This window comes from Flavobacterium reichenbachii, assembly GCF_002217435.1.
Classification (GTDB): Bacteria; Bacteroidota; Bacteroidia; order Flavobacteriales; family Flavobacteriaceae; genus Flavobacterium; species Flavobacterium reichenbachii.
Genome location: NZ_MUHF01000018.1, coordinates 83,405 through 98,502 on the forward strand (window position 1 = coordinate 83,405; position 15,098 = coordinate 98,502).

General features: G+C 33.9%; 14 protein-coding genes and 1 tRNA gene. 2 read left to right on the forward strand and 13 right to left on the reverse strand.

The genetic code is table 11. The features are described from left to right. Positions 1-30 precede the first annotated feature (30 nt). Entirely contained in the window at positions 31-1,365 is a 1,335-nt protein-coding gene (gene mtaB / locus B0A68_RS14830; RefSeq protein WP_035690168.1) for a tRNA (N(6)-L-threonylcarbamoyladenosine(37)-C(2))-methylthiotransferase MtaB, read from the reverse strand. A 483-nt stretch (positions 1,366-1,848) separates the two neighbouring features. Between mtaB and B0A68_RS14835 the strand changes: the two genes are divergently transcribed. Then, positions 1,849-2,367, forward strand: coding sequence for a hypothetical protein (locus B0A68_RS14835; RefSeq protein WP_035690166.1), 519 nt, complete (start codon positions 1,849-1,851; stop codon positions 2,365-2,367). A 90-nt stretch (positions 2,368-2,457) separates the two neighbouring features. Here the strand turns inward: B0A68_RS14835 and B0A68_RS14840 are convergent, their stop codons facing one another. From B0A68_RS14840 to hisS, 12 genes are all read right to left on the reverse strand, one after another. Then, positions 2,458-2,988: a GNAT family N-acetyltransferase gene (locus B0A68_RS14840; RefSeq protein WP_035690163.1), complete on the reverse strand. Its 531-nt coding sequence runs from the start codon at positions 2,986-2,988 to the stop codon at positions 2,458-2,460. A gap of 6 nt (positions 2,989-2,994) precedes the next feature. After that, entirely contained in the window at positions 2,995-3,798 is an 804-nt protein-coding gene (locus B0A68_RS14845; protein ID WP_035690162.1) for a Cof-type HAD-IIB family hydrolase, read from the reverse strand. A 30-nt stretch (positions 3,799-3,828) separates the two neighbouring features. Next, positions 3,829-4,047, reverse strand: a complete 219-nt coding sequence (locus B0A68_RS14850; protein WP_035690161.1) for a putative signal transducing protein — start codon at positions 4,045-4,047, stop codon at positions 3,829-3,831. A gap of 26 nt (positions 4,048-4,073) precedes the next feature. Next, the gene (locus B0A68_RS14855) at positions 4,074-4,862 is read right to left on the reverse strand and encodes an alpha/beta hydrolase (RefSeq protein WP_240475349.1); all 789 of its coding nucleotides are present in this window, start codon (positions 4,860-4,862) and stop codon (positions 4,074-4,076) included. 48 nt (positions 4,863-4,910) lie between these two features. Continuing rightward, a complete protein-coding gene (locus B0A68_RS14860; RefSeq protein WP_035690157.1) occupies positions 4,911-5,573 on the reverse strand; it encodes a DEAD/DEAH box helicase in 663 nt (220 codons plus the stop codon). Between the two features lie 99 nt (positions 5,574-5,672). Next, positions 5,673-6,836 carry a sigma-54-dependent transcriptional regulator gene (locus B0A68_RS14865; protein ID WP_035690156.1) on the reverse strand — a complete coding sequence of 388 codons (1,164 nt, stop codon included), beginning with the start codon at positions 6,834-6,836 and terminating at the stop codon, positions 5,673-5,675. Positions 6,837-7,017: 181 nt separating this feature from the next. Continuing rightward, a complete protein-coding gene (locus B0A68_RS14870; RefSeq protein WP_035690154.1) occupies positions 7,018-8,334 on the reverse strand; it encodes an ABC transporter permease in 1,317 nt (438 codons plus the stop codon). A gap of 99 nt (positions 8,335-8,433) precedes the next feature. After that, complete coding sequence (locus B0A68_RS14875) at positions 8,434-9,354, reverse strand: ABC transporter ATP-binding protein (protein WP_035690152.1); 921 nt, start codon at positions 9,352-9,354, stop codon at positions 8,434-8,436. A 161-nt stretch (positions 9,355-9,515) separates the two neighbouring features. Further along, positions 9,516-10,628, reverse strand: coding sequence for a molecular chaperone DnaJ (dnaJ, locus tag B0A68_RS14880; RefSeq protein WP_035690150.1), 1,113 nt, complete (start codon positions 10,626-10,628; stop codon positions 9,516-9,518). Between the two features lie 91 nt (positions 10,629-10,719). Next, complete coding sequence (locus tag B0A68_RS14885; protein WP_029272664.1) at positions 10,720-11,298, reverse strand: nucleotide exchange factor GrpE; 579 nt, start codon at positions 11,296-11,298, stop codon at positions 10,720-10,722. Positions 11,299-11,741: 443 nt separating this feature from the next. Beyond that, a tRNA-Trp gene (locus tag B0A68_RS14890) sits at positions 11,742-11,812 on the reverse strand. Between the two features lie 272 nt (positions 11,813-12,084). Then, positions 12,085-13,515 (reverse strand): histidine--tRNA ligase, encoded by a 1,431-nt coding sequence (gene hisS, locus B0A68_RS14895; RefSeq protein ID WP_035690148.1) that lies wholly within the window; start codon positions 13,513-13,515, stop codon positions 12,085-12,087. A gap of 181 nt (positions 13,516-13,696) precedes the next feature. Here hisS and B0A68_RS14900 point away from each other — a divergent pair, with 181 nt between their 5' ends. Beyond that, positions 13,697-14,941: an ABC transporter permease gene (locus tag B0A68_RS14900; RefSeq protein ID WP_035690146.1), complete on the forward strand. Its 1,245-nt coding sequence runs from the start codon at positions 13,697-13,699 to the stop codon at positions 14,939-14,941. The last annotated feature ends 157 nt before the right edge of the window (positions 14,942-15,098 follow it).

The window sequence follows — 15,098 nt, forward strand, 5'->3', positions numbered from 1 at the left end:
TTTTTAATTAACAGCGAGAACAGCAATAAATCAAGCCTCTGCTAACTTATTTAAAAATTCCAAACGAACGCTTCCGTCTTCGTCTATTTTTGTCAGGTTAATTGCTTGTAAAGTATTTACCAATTCTGGATTCCAGGGCGTTTTTACTTTTACGTAATTTTCGGTAAAACCGTGAATATATCCTTCTTTATTTTCACTTTCAAATAAAACCGTTCTGCTCGTTCCTAATTGACTTTCATAAAAAGCACGACGTTTTTTAACTGATAATCCACGTAACATCTTGCTTCGTTTTGCTCTTACATTTGCAGGAACAATTCCCGACATAGCTGCAGCTTCTGTATTATCTCTTTCTGAATACGTAAAAACGTGTAAATACGAAATGTCCATTTCGTTTAAGAAATGATACGTTTCTAAAAAGTGTTCGTCTGTTTCACCTGGAAAACCCACAATAACATCTACACCAATACAAGCATGAGGCATGACTTCACGAATTTTGTTTACGCGTTCTGTATACACTTCGCGCAAATAACGGCGTTTCATTAATTTTAAAATATCATTACTTCCAGATTGCAGCGGAATATGAAAATGAGGTACAAAAGTTCTGCTTTTTGAAACAAAATCTATAGTTTCATTTTTCAATAAATTGGGTTCAATAGATGAGATTCTCAAACGTTCAATTCCTTCTACCTTGTCTAAAGCCTGAACTAAATCCAGAAAAGTATGTTCGTGTTTTTTATTGCCAAACTCCCCTTTTCCGTAATCTCCAATATTTACTCCGGTTAATACGATTTCTCGAATATTCTGAGCAGAAATTTCTTTGGCATTCTGTAAAACATTTTCAAGGGCATCACTTCTTGAAATTCCTCTCGCTAACGGAATTGTACAATACGTACATTTATAATCGCAGCCGTCCTGAACTTTTAAAAAAGCACGTGTACGATCTCCGATTGAATAACTTCCCACATAAAAATCAGCCTCAGCAATTTCGCACGAGTGAACTTCACCCATATCATTTTTGCTCAAGTCATTAATATAATCGGTAATTTTAAATTTTTCGGTCGCACCCAAAACCAAATCAACACCGTCTACGGCTGCCAATTCTTCTGGTTTTAGTTGTGCATAACAGCCGACAGCTGCAACAAAAGCTTTTTCGTTAAGCTTCATTGCTTTTTTTACTACCTGCTTAAACTGCTTATCTGCATTTTCTGTTACAGAGCAAGTATTAATTACATAAATATCTGCTATTTCTTCAAAATCAACGCGGTCAAAACCTTCGTCATTAAAATTTCTGGCGATTGTAGAAGTTTCTGAAAAATTCAGCTTACAACCCAGAGTATAAAAGGCAACTTTTTTTCTGTTTTCCATAATGCATCTTAAATTAATGAAATCGTTGTCAAAAAATTTAAGGCTGCAAAATTACAAACAATTTTCTGCAAAAGAAAGCTATTAAGAGACTTCGCATTAATATTTTGAGCGGAATAAATTTTTTGTGCGGAAAAAAAAATTGTATTTTTAGCTAAAATTTAAACAACTTAATCATTTAAAGTTACATTTGAAAGCAATAGAATAAGAATAAATTGACAAAATAATCGATTAAGTGCAAATTTCATCGATTAAATACGTTTTTTTGGAATTTAAATTGAAAAAAACTTACATTTACCTTTGTTTAAATTCTTCAACAATAAATTCAGATTTTCAGAATTTTAGACAGCTTTGGTTAATTAAATAATAATTCGAACATAACAATTTTGAATTTTACTCGTTATGTTGTTGTTTTGTGTTACAAAATGAAATGGGAAAGCCGAAAACCAAAGAGAGTAGGCAAAATTATAATACAAATACCACTTTATGAAAGCATTTTTACCCACAATCTGCTTGATGTTCTTAACCATTTTTACTTCGCAAGCGCAGACTAATGCTCCAGCTACAAATCCATTTCCTTCTATCAGCACATTAACGAATTGGGCAAGTTTAAACTCGCAGCAGCAATTTGATGTTGCAATTCGTGCAGTTGGTTTTAAATTTGAAGTAAAGGAACCAAGCGAAGGATCTACTGCTTATACTTATATTCGTAAAGTAACGGTAAATGAAGTAAATTATACTGATAGAATTGTATACAGAATTTCTAGTAATAATTCAGCTAGTATTATTTCTTTGGTAACAGCTTCTACAGATTTAGTGAGCTTGTACACTCCTCAGTTGGCAACTTTCAAAAACAACAACTGTAAAACAGAAATGTCTAAAGATAAAAACACAACTTGCAGCTGTTACGAAAGTGCAAATTTTGTAATTGATCTTTGCGACGAACGCGTAAAATTGACAATGGGTGACGGAAATAAATATTTTGTTTCTGTAGCTAAAAAATAATATTTCAAGATTTCCTTTCTTGAATAATCTGGGGTAATTTCCAAATCTTTATATTTCAACTTTTGGTTTATAAAGATTTGGATTTTATGTCTAGTATATATTTGGATTTTTGAGTTCGTACCAAACTTCCAATTCCTCTTCATATTCAAAAGAATTTATGTAGCGTAAACCGAGTTTTTCAAGAATTTTTCTTGAGTTTTCGTTTCCTTCATCTGCATAAGCATACAGTGCTTCAACTTTCATTTCATTAAAAGCATACGTTATAAAAGCTTTTCCGGCTTCAGTGGCATATCCTTTTCCCCAGTGTTTTTCGATAAAACGATATCCAATTTCATAGAAATTTTGATGATTATTGATTTCGTTCGAAATTAATTTTATTCCGGACCAGCCAATAAATTCATTCGTTTCTTTTAGAATAACGGCCCAGCGGCCAATTCCGTTTTTTTTATACTGCTCCTGGATTTTTTTAATCTGATCAAGGCTTTCATCAATATGTGTTAAAGGTTTTTTCCCCACAAAGCGATGTACGTTTGGGTTAGAATCCATTTCAAACATGCCGTCAACATCTGAAAGAAGCAGTTCTCTCAAAATCAATCGCTCCGTTTCTATTGATGTTTTCATAAAAGATTAATTTAAAATATAACGCTGCACTACTTCGGCAACGCCATCATTATTATTTGAGGCTACAATAACATCTGCTCTATCGCGCAGTTCTGGTGTCACATTGTCAACCCAAACACCCAATCCCGCATATTCTATCATTGTCAAGTCATTTCCAGCGTTTCCAACAGCAATAATCTCACTCTGATGAATGTTTAACTTCGCCGCTAAAAGTTTTAAACTAGCAGCTTTATCAATTCCGTTTTGAGCAGCTTCCAGGAAAAAAGGTTTAGACATTGCAATGCTCAAATGAGGCATCGCAACCTTTAAATCTTTTTCTACTTCTTTTAAATAAGCTGGATTTTCTAACAAAATGCATTTTACAGCTGGTTTATCAACCGCTTCTTTAAAATTTGGCACTTTACGATGTGTTAACCCTGTAATTTCTTTTTCGATTTCGATATATTCCGAATCGGTTTCGCTGATAATTTCTTCATTCAAATACGTTATAATGTGCGTCTTCATCTTCACACTGTAATCGTACAATTCATGAATCTGCTCTACAGTAAGCTTTTGCTCAAACAGCACAAGATTATCTTTTACAGTACTTATTATGGCTCCATTATAAGAAAGAATATAAGAATCATTCAGATCCAATTCTAATTCTTTAGCATATGCAGTCATGGCAGATGTTGGTCGTCCTGAAGCCAAAACCACGTAAACACCTTTGGCCTGGGCTTCTAAAATAACTTTTTTATTTAAATCTGAAATTTTATGATCATCCGTCAACAAGGTATCATCCATGTCGAGTACCAGCATTTTATATTGCATTATTGTGTGTTCTAATTTAAAGACCGAAATTTATATGCTCATTCTAAAATCCTCAATAACTGGATTTGCTTTTGCAAAATCTGTTTCCTGAATAAAAACCTCAACAGCCAAATCTGTCTGTCCAAAACCACCCAGTCTCGCTGATTGGATATTATCTTTTTTAACCGTTTCTACTCCTGCTTCTTGTAATCTTTCCTGCAAAGCAATTGCTAAAATTTCACTTCCCGAAAATACCTTCATTAATCCCATAACATTTATTGTTTTATTATTATTCTTTATTCTAATATTGTTTTTAACCGGTCTTGGAATTCTTCATTCTCATTCATTCCAATATGGTCCTGACCTTTCAACGCATAAAAATGCCCTTTAAAATCGAGTAATTTATTTAATCGGACCGAATTCGAGCACGATATTAATTGATCATCTACACCGTGAAAAATATAAATTGGTGCTTTTACTTTTGTAATATATCTAAAAGTTTCGAGATGAAACTTTTTCATGAAATTGGGAAAGAATGGCACTCTGCTGCCCGATAATTCTGTAAAACTAAAATAGGGCGACTGCAGCAACAGCGCTTTAGGCTTATTTTCAGAAGCCAATAAAGCAGCCAATCCCGAACCGATAGAATAACCCGCAATGATTATTTTATTTTCAGGATATCTTATACTTAATGTTTTATAAGCTGTGGCAACATCTTTGTTTAATTGATCTTCATTTTCAATTTCACCTTCACTTTTTCCAAAGCCTCTGTAATCCAAAATGAAAATATCATATCCCAGATTGGTGTATATTTTTGAAATTTTACCCCAAGTATCTAGAGTTCCTGCATTACCGTGAAGATAAAAAACCAAACCTTTAGAATTTTCTGCTTTAAACAGTAATCCGTTTAGGTTTACTCCATCATAAGATTTAATGTTTAATTCTTCAAATTTGGATTCATAAACAAATTGATGATCTTTTGGAAGCGCCGTACTTTGAAAAATCATTCCAACCTGATTAAAATAAACATAGGAAATAAGCAGCACATAAATAACAACAAAAAAAGCTAAAAGTACGATTGTCAAAAATTTAAGTGTTTTAAATATTTCCATGCAAATTTTACAATTATAGTTTTATTCCTCTTCGATTTGGTCTTCTTCTTCATCAAGTTCGTCTTCTCCATCTTCGTCCATATCAAAAAGATAAGGCTCCAACAACATTTTGTCTGCCAAAATTTCGATACGCTCTGTTAATTGCTCGGCAAAAATAATTCGCTGCACTTTGGCAATACTGTTAGAAATACGCATTATTTTGGTTTCGTGGCGTAATTTTAAGATAGGATCTGCATCATCTAGGATAAACATTTTTAGACGGTTTACATTGTATCCAGCAGTACTAAACATATCATTTAGTTTTGTTGCTGTCCCAATTAAAACATCTATTCCTGTAGAAATATAGTTTTTATCGTAATCCATATCGCCTTTTTCATGAACACCGTAAATTTCCAGATTGGTATATTTTCCGTATTTCGCAAAAAGCTCTACCATCTCCAATACTTTAGGTTTATCTTCTACAATAATTAAAGCACGCGGAGATTCCTCTGTCTGACCCGCCAGCTGCTGAATTACATTTAATACAATTGTAGTCGTTTTTCCGCTTCCTTCCGGAGAGAGAATAATGCAGTCTGAACCGCTTTTTATAGTCGAAAAAGTTTCAAGCTGCAATGCATTTGCCTCTGTAAGACCATTTTCTATTAAAGCGTCTTGCAGCTTCTCGTTTATTTTTTTTAGTTTCATCTTTTTTATGCTTTAAGCTTTAAGCATTAAGCTATAAGCTAAAATAATTTATTTTTAAAAAGCTAAAGCCTAAAGCTTAAAGCCTATTGCGCAAAGCATCTATTTGCTTGCAAACATTTTCACATCTGTTTCTGAGATTTCATTTCCTCCTAAGATAATTAATCTCTCTACTACATTTCGAAGTTCACGAATATTTCCGGTCCAATCGTATTCCTGCAATAATTTTATGGCTTGCGCCGAAAATGCTTTAACGGCATTCCCTTGTTCTGATGCAATTTTTTCTGTAAAATGAGTTATTAAAGCCGGAATATCGTCACGTCTTTCGTTTAATGGCGGTACTTTAATTAAAATAACTGCCAATCTATGATATAAATCTTCACGGAAACGGCCTTCTGCAATTTCTATTTTCAAGTCTTTGTTGGTTGCTGCTACAACGCGAACATCAACTTTTATATCTTTTTCTGCTCCAACTCTTGTAATCATGCTTTCCTGCAAAGCACGCAATACTTTGGCTTGCGCCGAAAGACTCATGTCTCCGATTTCATCTAAGAAAATAGTCCCTTTATCTGCTGCTTCAAATTTTCCTGCACGGTCTTTTACAGCAGAAGTAAAGGCGCCTTTTACATGTCCGAACAATTCACTTTCGATCAATTCACTTGGAATAGCGGCACAGTTTACTTCAATTAAAGGAAAATTAGAACGTTCGCTTTTTTCATGCAATTGATGTGCTACCAATTCTTTTCCTGTTCCGTTTGGACCTGTAATCAAAACTCGGGCCTCGGTTTGAGCTACTTTATCAATCATTACTTTAATATGATTGATGGCTTCGCTCTCTCCTACCATTTCGTAATTTTTGCTGACTTTTTTCTTTAGAATTTTATTCTCAACAACCAATTGCTTTTTATCCAAAGCATTACGAACTGTGTTCAACAAACGATTCAAATCTGGTGGTTTCGAGATATAATCAAAAGCTCCCAGACGCATCGTATGAATCGCTGTTTCCATATCGCCATGACCCGAGATCATAACCATCGGAATTTCAGGTTTTATTTTTTTTGCCTCTTCTAAAACCTCAACTCCATCCATTTTTGGCATTTTGATATCACACAAAACCAAATCGTAATCGTTGTTTTTTATTTTTTCAAGACCCACAGCTCCATCTTCTGCTTCATCTACTTGATACGAATCATTTTCTTCTGATAAAATTTTCACCAAAACTCTTCTGATCGCTGCTTCGTCTTCTATAATTAGTATTTTACTCATTCTTTTTAAAGGTTCAAAGTTGCAAAGGTTCAGAGGCACAAAGCTTAAAATCTTTGTCACTTTTCGTTTGCAATATTTGTTATTATTTTTTATACTATTTTGGGAAGATTTTAAAGTTATTTCAGACTACAAAGAAAAACCTTTGCAGCTTTGCACCTCTGAACCTTTGCCACTATACAAACTAATATTTAAGCCACTTATACAATTCTTTCCAGGTCGGTTTTTTGCCATACATTAAAATTCCTACGCGGTAAATTTTTGCTGCAAACCAAACGACAATGAAAAAAGTAGCAAACAATAATGATACCGAAATTGCGATTTGCCACCACGGTACTCCAAACGGAATACGCATTAACATGACTATAGGCGATGTAAGCGGAATCATCGAAAACAAAACAGCAACAGTTCCGTGTGGATCATTTACAACCGTAAAAAAACCAATGTAAACGCTCAAAATAAGCGGCATAATAATAGGCAGAAGAAATTGCTGCGAATCGGTTTGGTTATCAACTGCTGCACCAATTGCTGCGTAGAAAGAGCTATACAAAAAATAACCTCCAACAAAATACACAACAAAACCAATTATAATACTTGCAATAGGAAGATTCCATAATTCTGCAATATACATTTGAGCAGTGCCTGATAATTCGTGTTGTGCAGACTGCATCATTTCTGGGGAAATTCTGGCTGTTGGACTAACATCTACTCCAAAAAATGCCGAAGCAGCAAACATTAAACTCAAACCAATTATTGCCCAGATTGTAAACTGCAATAATCCTGCAAGTGAAGTCCCGACAATTTTACCTATCATTAATTGAAAAGGTTTTACCGACGAAATTATAATTTCAATAATTCTATTGGTTTTTTCTTCGATTACGCTTCTCATTACCATGTTTCCATAAATGATAATAAACATCATAATCAGATATCCAAATGCGCCGCCGATTCCAATTTTTATTTCGTTTAGACCCTTCAGACTTTCTTCACCCGATGCTTTTGCCAAATGAATATTCACTGCTGCCTGAGCTTTCTGAATTGCCAAAGTGTCCAGTTTAGCTTTTTCGAGATTGATTTTAGTAATCTTTGACGCTATAACATCTTGTGTGTTTTCGATAAACGAAATACTAGGACTATTGTTTGAAATAAAATCAATTTTTGATTCTAAATCTTTCTCATTGTTTGTTTTTGGAATTACCAATAATCCGCTGAAATTTTCTTTTGCAATACTGTCTTTTAAGGCTGCAATATTAATTTCAGATAAATTAATATATTTATATTCTGCGTCTTTTTTATTCTGTTTTACAAAATCATCAGCAAACAAACCTGTCTCATCATGTATAGCAATTCGTTTGGTTTCTGCTTTCATTGAACTCAAATAACCAATAAATCCAGCTACCGCAACAAACAATAATGGACTTAAAAAAGTCATAACAACAAAAGACTTATTGCGGACTTTTGCTATAAATTCTCTTTTTATAATTAATGAAATTATACTCATTTTTTAGATTAGTTAGATTTTTTAGACTTCTTAGATTGTTAGATTTTTTAGATTTCCAGATTTAATCTCAAAATCAAAGAAGTCTAACGATCTAAAGATCTATCCAGTTACTGTTTGAATAAAAATATCGTTTATACTTGGAATTTTCTCTACAAAATGCGTCACCTGTCCTCGCTGCGTCAGGATGTTCAGTAATTCATTTGGAGTCGCATTTCCTATATCAATATTTAATTTTAAATCATCATTAAGAGATTTGAAACGAGCAGGCGAAACAGTAAATTTTTGTGTTATATCATACATCAACCCTTCTACATTACTTGTAAGAATTCCAACTTCAAAACTATTGGTTCTGAATTTTCGCTTTACATCTCCAACTTTTCCCTCAATCAATTTATTCGATTTATGAATCAAGGCAATATGATCACAGAGTTCTTCTACACTTTCCATTCGGTGCGTCGAAAAAATAATAGTTGCACCTTGTTCTCTTAATGCTAAAATTTCGTCTTTAATTACATTTGCATTTACCGGATCAAATCCAGAGAACGGCTCATCAAAAATCAACAGTTTTGGCTTGTGCAAAACACAAACTACAAACTGAATTTTTTGTGCCATTCCTTTAGAAAGTTCCTGAATTTTCTTGTTCCACCAACCCTGAATCCCCAATCGGTCAAACCAATATTCTAACTGCATTTTTGCTTCTGCTTTAGACAGTCCTTTCATTTGTGCCAGATACAAACATTGTTCCCCCACTTTCATTGAGTTGTACAAGCCTCGTTCTTCTGGAAGATAACCAATAGTCTGTACGTGTTTGGGCTGTAATTTTTCTCCGTCTAAAATCACCTCGCCGCTGTCCGGCAGTGTAATTTGATTTATAATTCTTATCAGAGATGTTTTTCCTGCTCCATTTGGACCTAATAATCCGTAAATACTGCCTTTGGGCACATTTAATGAAACTTCGTTTAGCGCTACATAATCACCATATTTTTTTACGACTTTATGTACTTCGAGTAAGTTGCTCATGCTGTTTTTTGAATTTCTGCGACATTTTGACCTTTTGCAGTCTGCGAGTGTAAAAGTAAATAATTAGTAGCGAAACTTTTTATTATTCAACAAAAAACCCATCCTAATATTTACACTAGAATGGGTTTTTATATTTATTAAGTCTTTTAAAAAAGTTCAGCTTATGAAAACATGTCTTTAACTTTCTCAAAAAATGATTTTTCTGACTTTTCCGGATTCGGAATAAAGTGCTCATCGTTTAAAGCATTTTCAAAAAATTGCTTTTGTTCTTTGTTTAATGTTTTTGGAGTCCAAACATTTACGTGAACTAGAAGATCTCCGCTTCCGTAACCGTTTATACTCGGAATTCCTTTTCCTTTTAATCTTAAAATTTTTCCAGACTGAATTCCTTCTTCTAGTTTTATACGAACTTTTCCGTTGATTGCTTCAATATCTTTAGAAACGCCTAAAACTGCTTCAGGAAAACTGATATACAAATCAAAGTGAACATTCTCTCCCTCACGTTTCAGGAATTCGTGCTCCAATTCTTCAATAGCTACAATCAAATCACCTGGAATACTGTTTCCTGGAGCATCGTTTCCTTTTCCGGAAACTTTAAGCTGCATTCCGTCAACAACTCCAGCAGGAATTTTGATTGATACCGTTTCGTCTTCCTGGACCATTCCTTGAGAATCTGCCTCAGAAGGTTTTTTATCTAAAATTTGTCCCGAACCGCCACAAGTTGGACAGGTAGATGCAGATTGCATTCTTCCTAAAATTGTGTTGGTTACACGCATTACCTGACCCTGACCATTACAAGTCGTACAAGTTTTGTATGTAGCACCTTTGGCCTGAACTTTACGTTTAACTTTTACTTTTTTCTCTACTCCATTTGCAATCTCTTCCAAAGTCAATTTAACTTTAATTCTAAGATTACTTCCTTTAGCGCGGCGAGGACCACCTCCGCCTCCGCCAAATCCGCCAAATCCACCTCCAAAAATGTCACCAAACTGGCTGAAAATGTCATCCATATTCATACCGCCATGACCACCTCCGCCAAATCCGCCAGAACCATCAAATGCCTGATGTCCGTATTGATCGTATTTTGCTTTTTTGTTCGGATCACTTAAAACTTCATAAGCTTCTGCAGCCAATTTAAAGTTTTCTTCTGCCTCTTTGTCGCCCGGATTTTTATCAGGGTGATATTTTAGCGCACTTTTTCTGTATGCTTTTTTAATTTCAGCAGCATCGGCACTTTTTGAAATGCCAAGTATTTCGTAAAAATCTTTTTTCATAGTTTAGGTTAAATTCCAATCCCAATAGCTATCGGGATAAATTCCAAAATCCAATTTTTAAAAAACTGATTTTCAGAATCTAATTTGTTTTTTAGTTTCCGATAACCACTTTAGGGAAACGAATAATTTTGTCTCCTAATTTGTATCCTTTTTCAATAACGTCAACAATTTTCCCTTTTAATTTATCAGACGGAGCTGGAATTTGGGTAATTGCCTCAGCAAAATCAGCATTAAAAGCATCACCTGCTCTTACTTCAACTTGCTCTAAACCTTTAGAAACCAAAGTGCTTTTTAATTTTTCGTGAATCAACTCAACACCTTTTTTCAAATTTTCATCCTCAGATTTGTTGATTTCTACAGCCGCTCTGTCAAAATCATCCAAAACAGGAAGCATTGCTAACAAAACTTCTTGGTTTGCTGTTTTAAACAAATCCATGCGCTCTTTTGAAGTTCTTTTTTTGTAATTTTCAAATTCGGCAAATAATCTCAAAAACTTATCTTTTTCTTTTGCCAAGTCTTGAGCCAATTGCTCTTCAACACTTAATTCTTCAACAATTAACTGCTCACCGTTGGCATTGTTCTCTAACGTTACATCATCTAATTCCTGATCGAACTCTGTATTTTCCGTAGTCATATTACTTTTATTTTTAAAAATATTTTTAAACTTCATTTTTATTCTTTCTTTTGGATTGCAAAAGTACTGCCAAATCTTTTAAAATGTCAAATTGTCACTATCTCAAAAGTATAAGTTGTTTCTGAGGTTTTATAATCGTAAAAAATTTAGTATAATTTTAAGACTATTACGTTTTAGTTTGAACTATATTTGAACTTAATTAAAAACAAAATTAATTACCTATCAAAATTGAATTTAAGGGTTAGCCTCGGCTTTATAAATAATTATTAATTCAAGTTTACCTTATATTAAAAAAAGCTTCGTCTCATTCAGTCGAAGCTTTTTTTTATGCTTTTTGGTAAAAATTTACTACAAAGAATGCAAGATTTTTATTCTTGGCTTTCAAAAAAAAGAAAAAGTTCGCAAAGNNCTTTGCGAACTTTTTCTTTTAAAGATATCCTTGGATAAAATCTTTGCGTTCTTTACGGTAAAAAACATTGCACGGGCGGAGGGATTCGAACCCCCATCAACGGTTTTGGAGACCGCTATTCTACCCTTGAACTACGCCCGTAACTTAAGGTCGGCAAATTAAAAGTTTTTTTTCTTGTCCGGCAACTATTTCAGGCAGATTTTAAAAAAGATTTAGGCTTTTATGACTAATAATTCATCAACACAATCACTACCAAAGCTTTGCGAAATAACCGCAAAGTGCGCTAAGATTTTTAAAGGCCTGGTTTTATAAACACAAAGTTCGCAAAGCTTTGTGTTCATCTAGCTTTGCGAACTTTGTGTTTTATATGCGTGAAGTAAAATTAAATCTTAGCGCACTTTGCGGTTAAATTCTTATGCCAATAAAGCCGCTTTCAAACCTTCAAAATCAACAGAAACCTGTTCTCCTGTCACTAAATTTTTAAGCGAATAAGTATTCGAAGCGATTTCCTGATCACCAGCAATTACCGCAAACGGAATAAAACGTTTATCTGCGTATTGAAATTGTTTTCCCACTTTTACATTATCTGGATACAATTCTACTTTTATATTTTCTTTTCTCAGTTTCTGAATTGCCTGCGATGCGTATAAAGCTTCGCTATTACCATAATTGATAAATATTGCTTTTGAAGTCGCGGCAATAGTTTCTGGAAACAATTCTAATTTCTCTAAAACCAAATAAATACGATCTAAACCAAAAGAGATTCCGACACCACTCATATCCTTTAAACCAAAAATACCTGTTAAGTCATCGTATCTTCCGCCTCCTCCAATAGAACCCATTGTAACCGTTTTTGGCGCTGCTACTTCAAAAATAGCTCCCGTGTAATAATTTAATCCACGAGCAAGGGTCACATCAAGATCTAAAATTGCTGTCGACAAACCTAAAGCTGCCACATTGTCACAAATAAATTTAAGTTCTTCAACTCCTTTTATTCCTTCTTCTGATGAAATCAGTAATTCAGAAAGCTGGGCGATTTTGTCTGCAAAAGTCCCTGTAAAACTAAAAAGTGGCTGTACCTTAACCAAAGCTTCTTCAGAAATACCTTTTTCGATCATTTCTTTTTTCACGCCGTCTTCTCCGATTTTATCAAGCTTATCTAAGGCAACCGTAAAATCAATCAATTTGTCTGAAGCACCGATAACTTCTGCAATTCCAGATAAAATTTTTCTATTATTGATTTTTATAGTCACTCCTTCTAAACCTAAAGAAGTAAAAACAGTATCATACAATTGTACCAATTCTACTTCCTGCCATAATGATTTTGATCCTACAACATCTGCATCACATTGGTAAAATTCTCTATAACGTCCATTTTGTGGATTATCTGCTCTCCAGACAGGCTGAATTTGATATCTTTTGAAAGGAAATACAATATCATTTTGGTGCTGTACCACGTATCTTGCAAACGGAACAGTTAAATCGTAACGTAATGCTTTTTCTGAAATTTTTCCTGTAAACTTATTCAACTCAATTCTTTGATTCAGATCTATTGTTTCTGCAGAATTAACCTGAAGGGCTTCTATAGATTCTGGCAATTCAATTTTAGCTCTTTTATCATAGAAAAAATTACCCGAATTCAATATTTTAAAAATCAAACGATCCCCTTCTTCACCATATTTCCCCATTAAAGTATCGGAGTTTTCAAATGAAGGTGTTTCTATTGGCTGGAAACCAAATTTCTCAAAATTACTTTTTATGGTCTGAATAATATATTGACGTTTTGACACCTCTGCAGGCGAAAAATCTCTTGTCCCTTTTGGTACGCTTGGTTTTGAAGCCATTTTTCTTTTTATTTTAGATTTCTGATTGTAGATTTTAGATTTGGCTTAAAGCCGAAAAATGAAAGTTTGCTTGTATTTTCATTATTTTAAATCGACTGCAAATATCTCACTTTTTAAAATAAATATTATCAGTTCGAAAACAAACTTGTAACAAAAAACGTATTTTCGTGTCAAATTGGTCATGATGCTAAAATTATTCAAAGAAAATATCCGAATTGCGTTTGGTTCTATCAAAACACAATTACTGCGTACCATTCTTACCGTCTTAATAATCGCCATTGGAATCACTGCTTTGGTTGGAATCCTGACTGTTGTAACGGCATTAGAAAACACCATTTCTAAAAATTTTGCATCGATGGGAGCCAATACTTTCAACATAAATCAATACGAGAATACTGTTAGAAACCGCGGTGGTAAGGAACGTGAAATCATTAATCCGATTATTTCTTATCCTGAGGCAGTTGCTTTTAAAAACAAATACAAATATCCTTTTACAGAAACTTCTCTTTCTTTTACTGCAACTTCAAAAGCAGAAGTTAAATATTTAGACAAAAAAACAGATCCGGAAATCACAATTGTTGGCGTCGACGAACATTTTATAAGCAACTCTGGTCTTGAGGTCAATTTAGGCAGAAGTTTTAATCAATTCGACATTGACAACAATACATATTCATGCGTTGTAGGTTCAGATTTCGAAAAAGGTTTGTTAAAAGATATTAATCCAATTGATAAAATCATTTCTATTCGAGGCGCTCGTTTTAAAGTAATCGGGGTTTTAAAAGAAAAAGGTTCTACTTTTGGAAACAGCCAGGATTTACGTGTTCTGATTCCGATTCAGGTAGCGCGATCTTTATTCACAGCTCCCAACATTAATTATACGATGAGTATAATGGTTTCGAAAAAAGAACTTTTAGACGAAGCTGTAGACAATGCAACAAGTACAATGAGAAGAGTTCGTAAATTAAGTCCTGTGCGTGACAATAATTTTGGAATTGGACGCAGTGACGATTTAATAAACAGGATCTTAGGAATTACTCAATATTTGGACTGGGCTTCTGCAATAATCAGTATTATTACAATATTAGGATCATCAATAGCTTTAATGAATATTATGATTGTTTCTGTTACCGAGCGTACACGTGAAATAGGAGTCAGAAAAGCTTTAGGTGCAAAAAGATCTACAGTAGCTTTTCAATTTTTTATTGAAACATTATTAATTGGCCAGCTTGGCGGCATTGTTGGTATTATTTTAGGAATGCTTATTGGTTTTGGTATATCTACAGCAATGGGTTTTGCTTTTGTAATTCCGTGGTTTGCAATTTTAATTGCCTTTGCTACTAGTTTTATGGTGGCTATTGTATCTGGATTGTATCCAGCAATCAAAGCTTCAAAACTAGATCCTATTGAAGCTTTGCGTTACGAGTAATTTTTTAGTTTTCAGTTCAGTCAAAGTCTCACTGTAAACTGAATACAGCGAAACTGAAATTAAGAAGCAGCTATAACAATTTCAAAAAAACCACTTGTCCCGCTATCCGTTTCAATCTTTTGTGCCTCCCAAAGCCTCACCGGCACAAAAGGATTTC

Coding starts and splice junctions, on each gene's coding strand:
- mtaB (WP_035690168.1), bottom strand. CDS start 1,365: ATGGAAAACAGAAAAAAAGTTGCCTTTTATACTCTGGGTTGTAAGCTG.
- B0A68_RS14835 (WP_035690166.1), top strand. CDS start 1,849: ATGAAAGCATTTTTACCCACAATCTGCTTGATGTTCTTAACCATTTTT.
- B0A68_RS14840 (WP_035690163.1), bottom strand. CDS start 2,988: ATGAAAACATCAATAGAAACGGAGCGATTGATTTTGAGAGAACTGCTT.
- B0A68_RS14845 (WP_035690162.1), bottom strand. CDS start 3,798: ATGCAATATAAAATGCTGGTACTCGACATGGATGATACCTTGTTGACG.
- B0A68_RS14850 (WP_035690161.1), bottom strand. CDS start 4,047: ATGGGATTAATGAAGGTATTTTCGGGAAGTGAAATTTTAGCAATTGCT.
- B0A68_RS14860 (WP_035690157.1), bottom strand. CDS start 5,573: ATGAAACTAAAAAAAATAAACGAGAAGCTGCAAGACGCTTTAATAGAA.
- B0A68_RS14865 (WP_035690156.1), bottom strand. CDS start 6,836: ATGAGTAAAATACTAATTATAGAAGACGAAGCAGCGATCAGAAGAGTT.
- B0A68_RS14870 (WP_035690154.1), bottom strand. CDS start 8,334: ATGAGTATAATTTCATTAATTATAAAAAGAGAATTTATAGCAAAAGTC.
- B0A68_RS14875 (WP_035690152.1), bottom strand. CDS start 9,354: ATGAGCAACTTACTCGAAGTACATAAAGTCGTAAAAAAATATGGTGAT.
- dnaJ (WP_035690150.1), bottom strand. CDS start 10,628: ATGAAAAAAGATTTTTACGAAATACTTGGCATTTCAAAAAGTGCCGAT.
- B0A68_RS14885 (WP_029272664.1), bottom strand. CDS start 11,298: ATGAAGTTTAAAAATATTTTTAAAAATAAAAGTAATATGACTACGGAA.
- hisS (WP_035690148.1), bottom strand. CDS start 13,515: ATGGCTTCAAAACCAAGCGTACCAAAAGGGACAAGAGATTTTTCGCCT.
- B0A68_RS14900 (WP_035690146.1), top strand. CDS start 13,697: ATGATGCTAAAATTATTCAAAGAAAATATCCGAATTGCGTTTGGTTCT.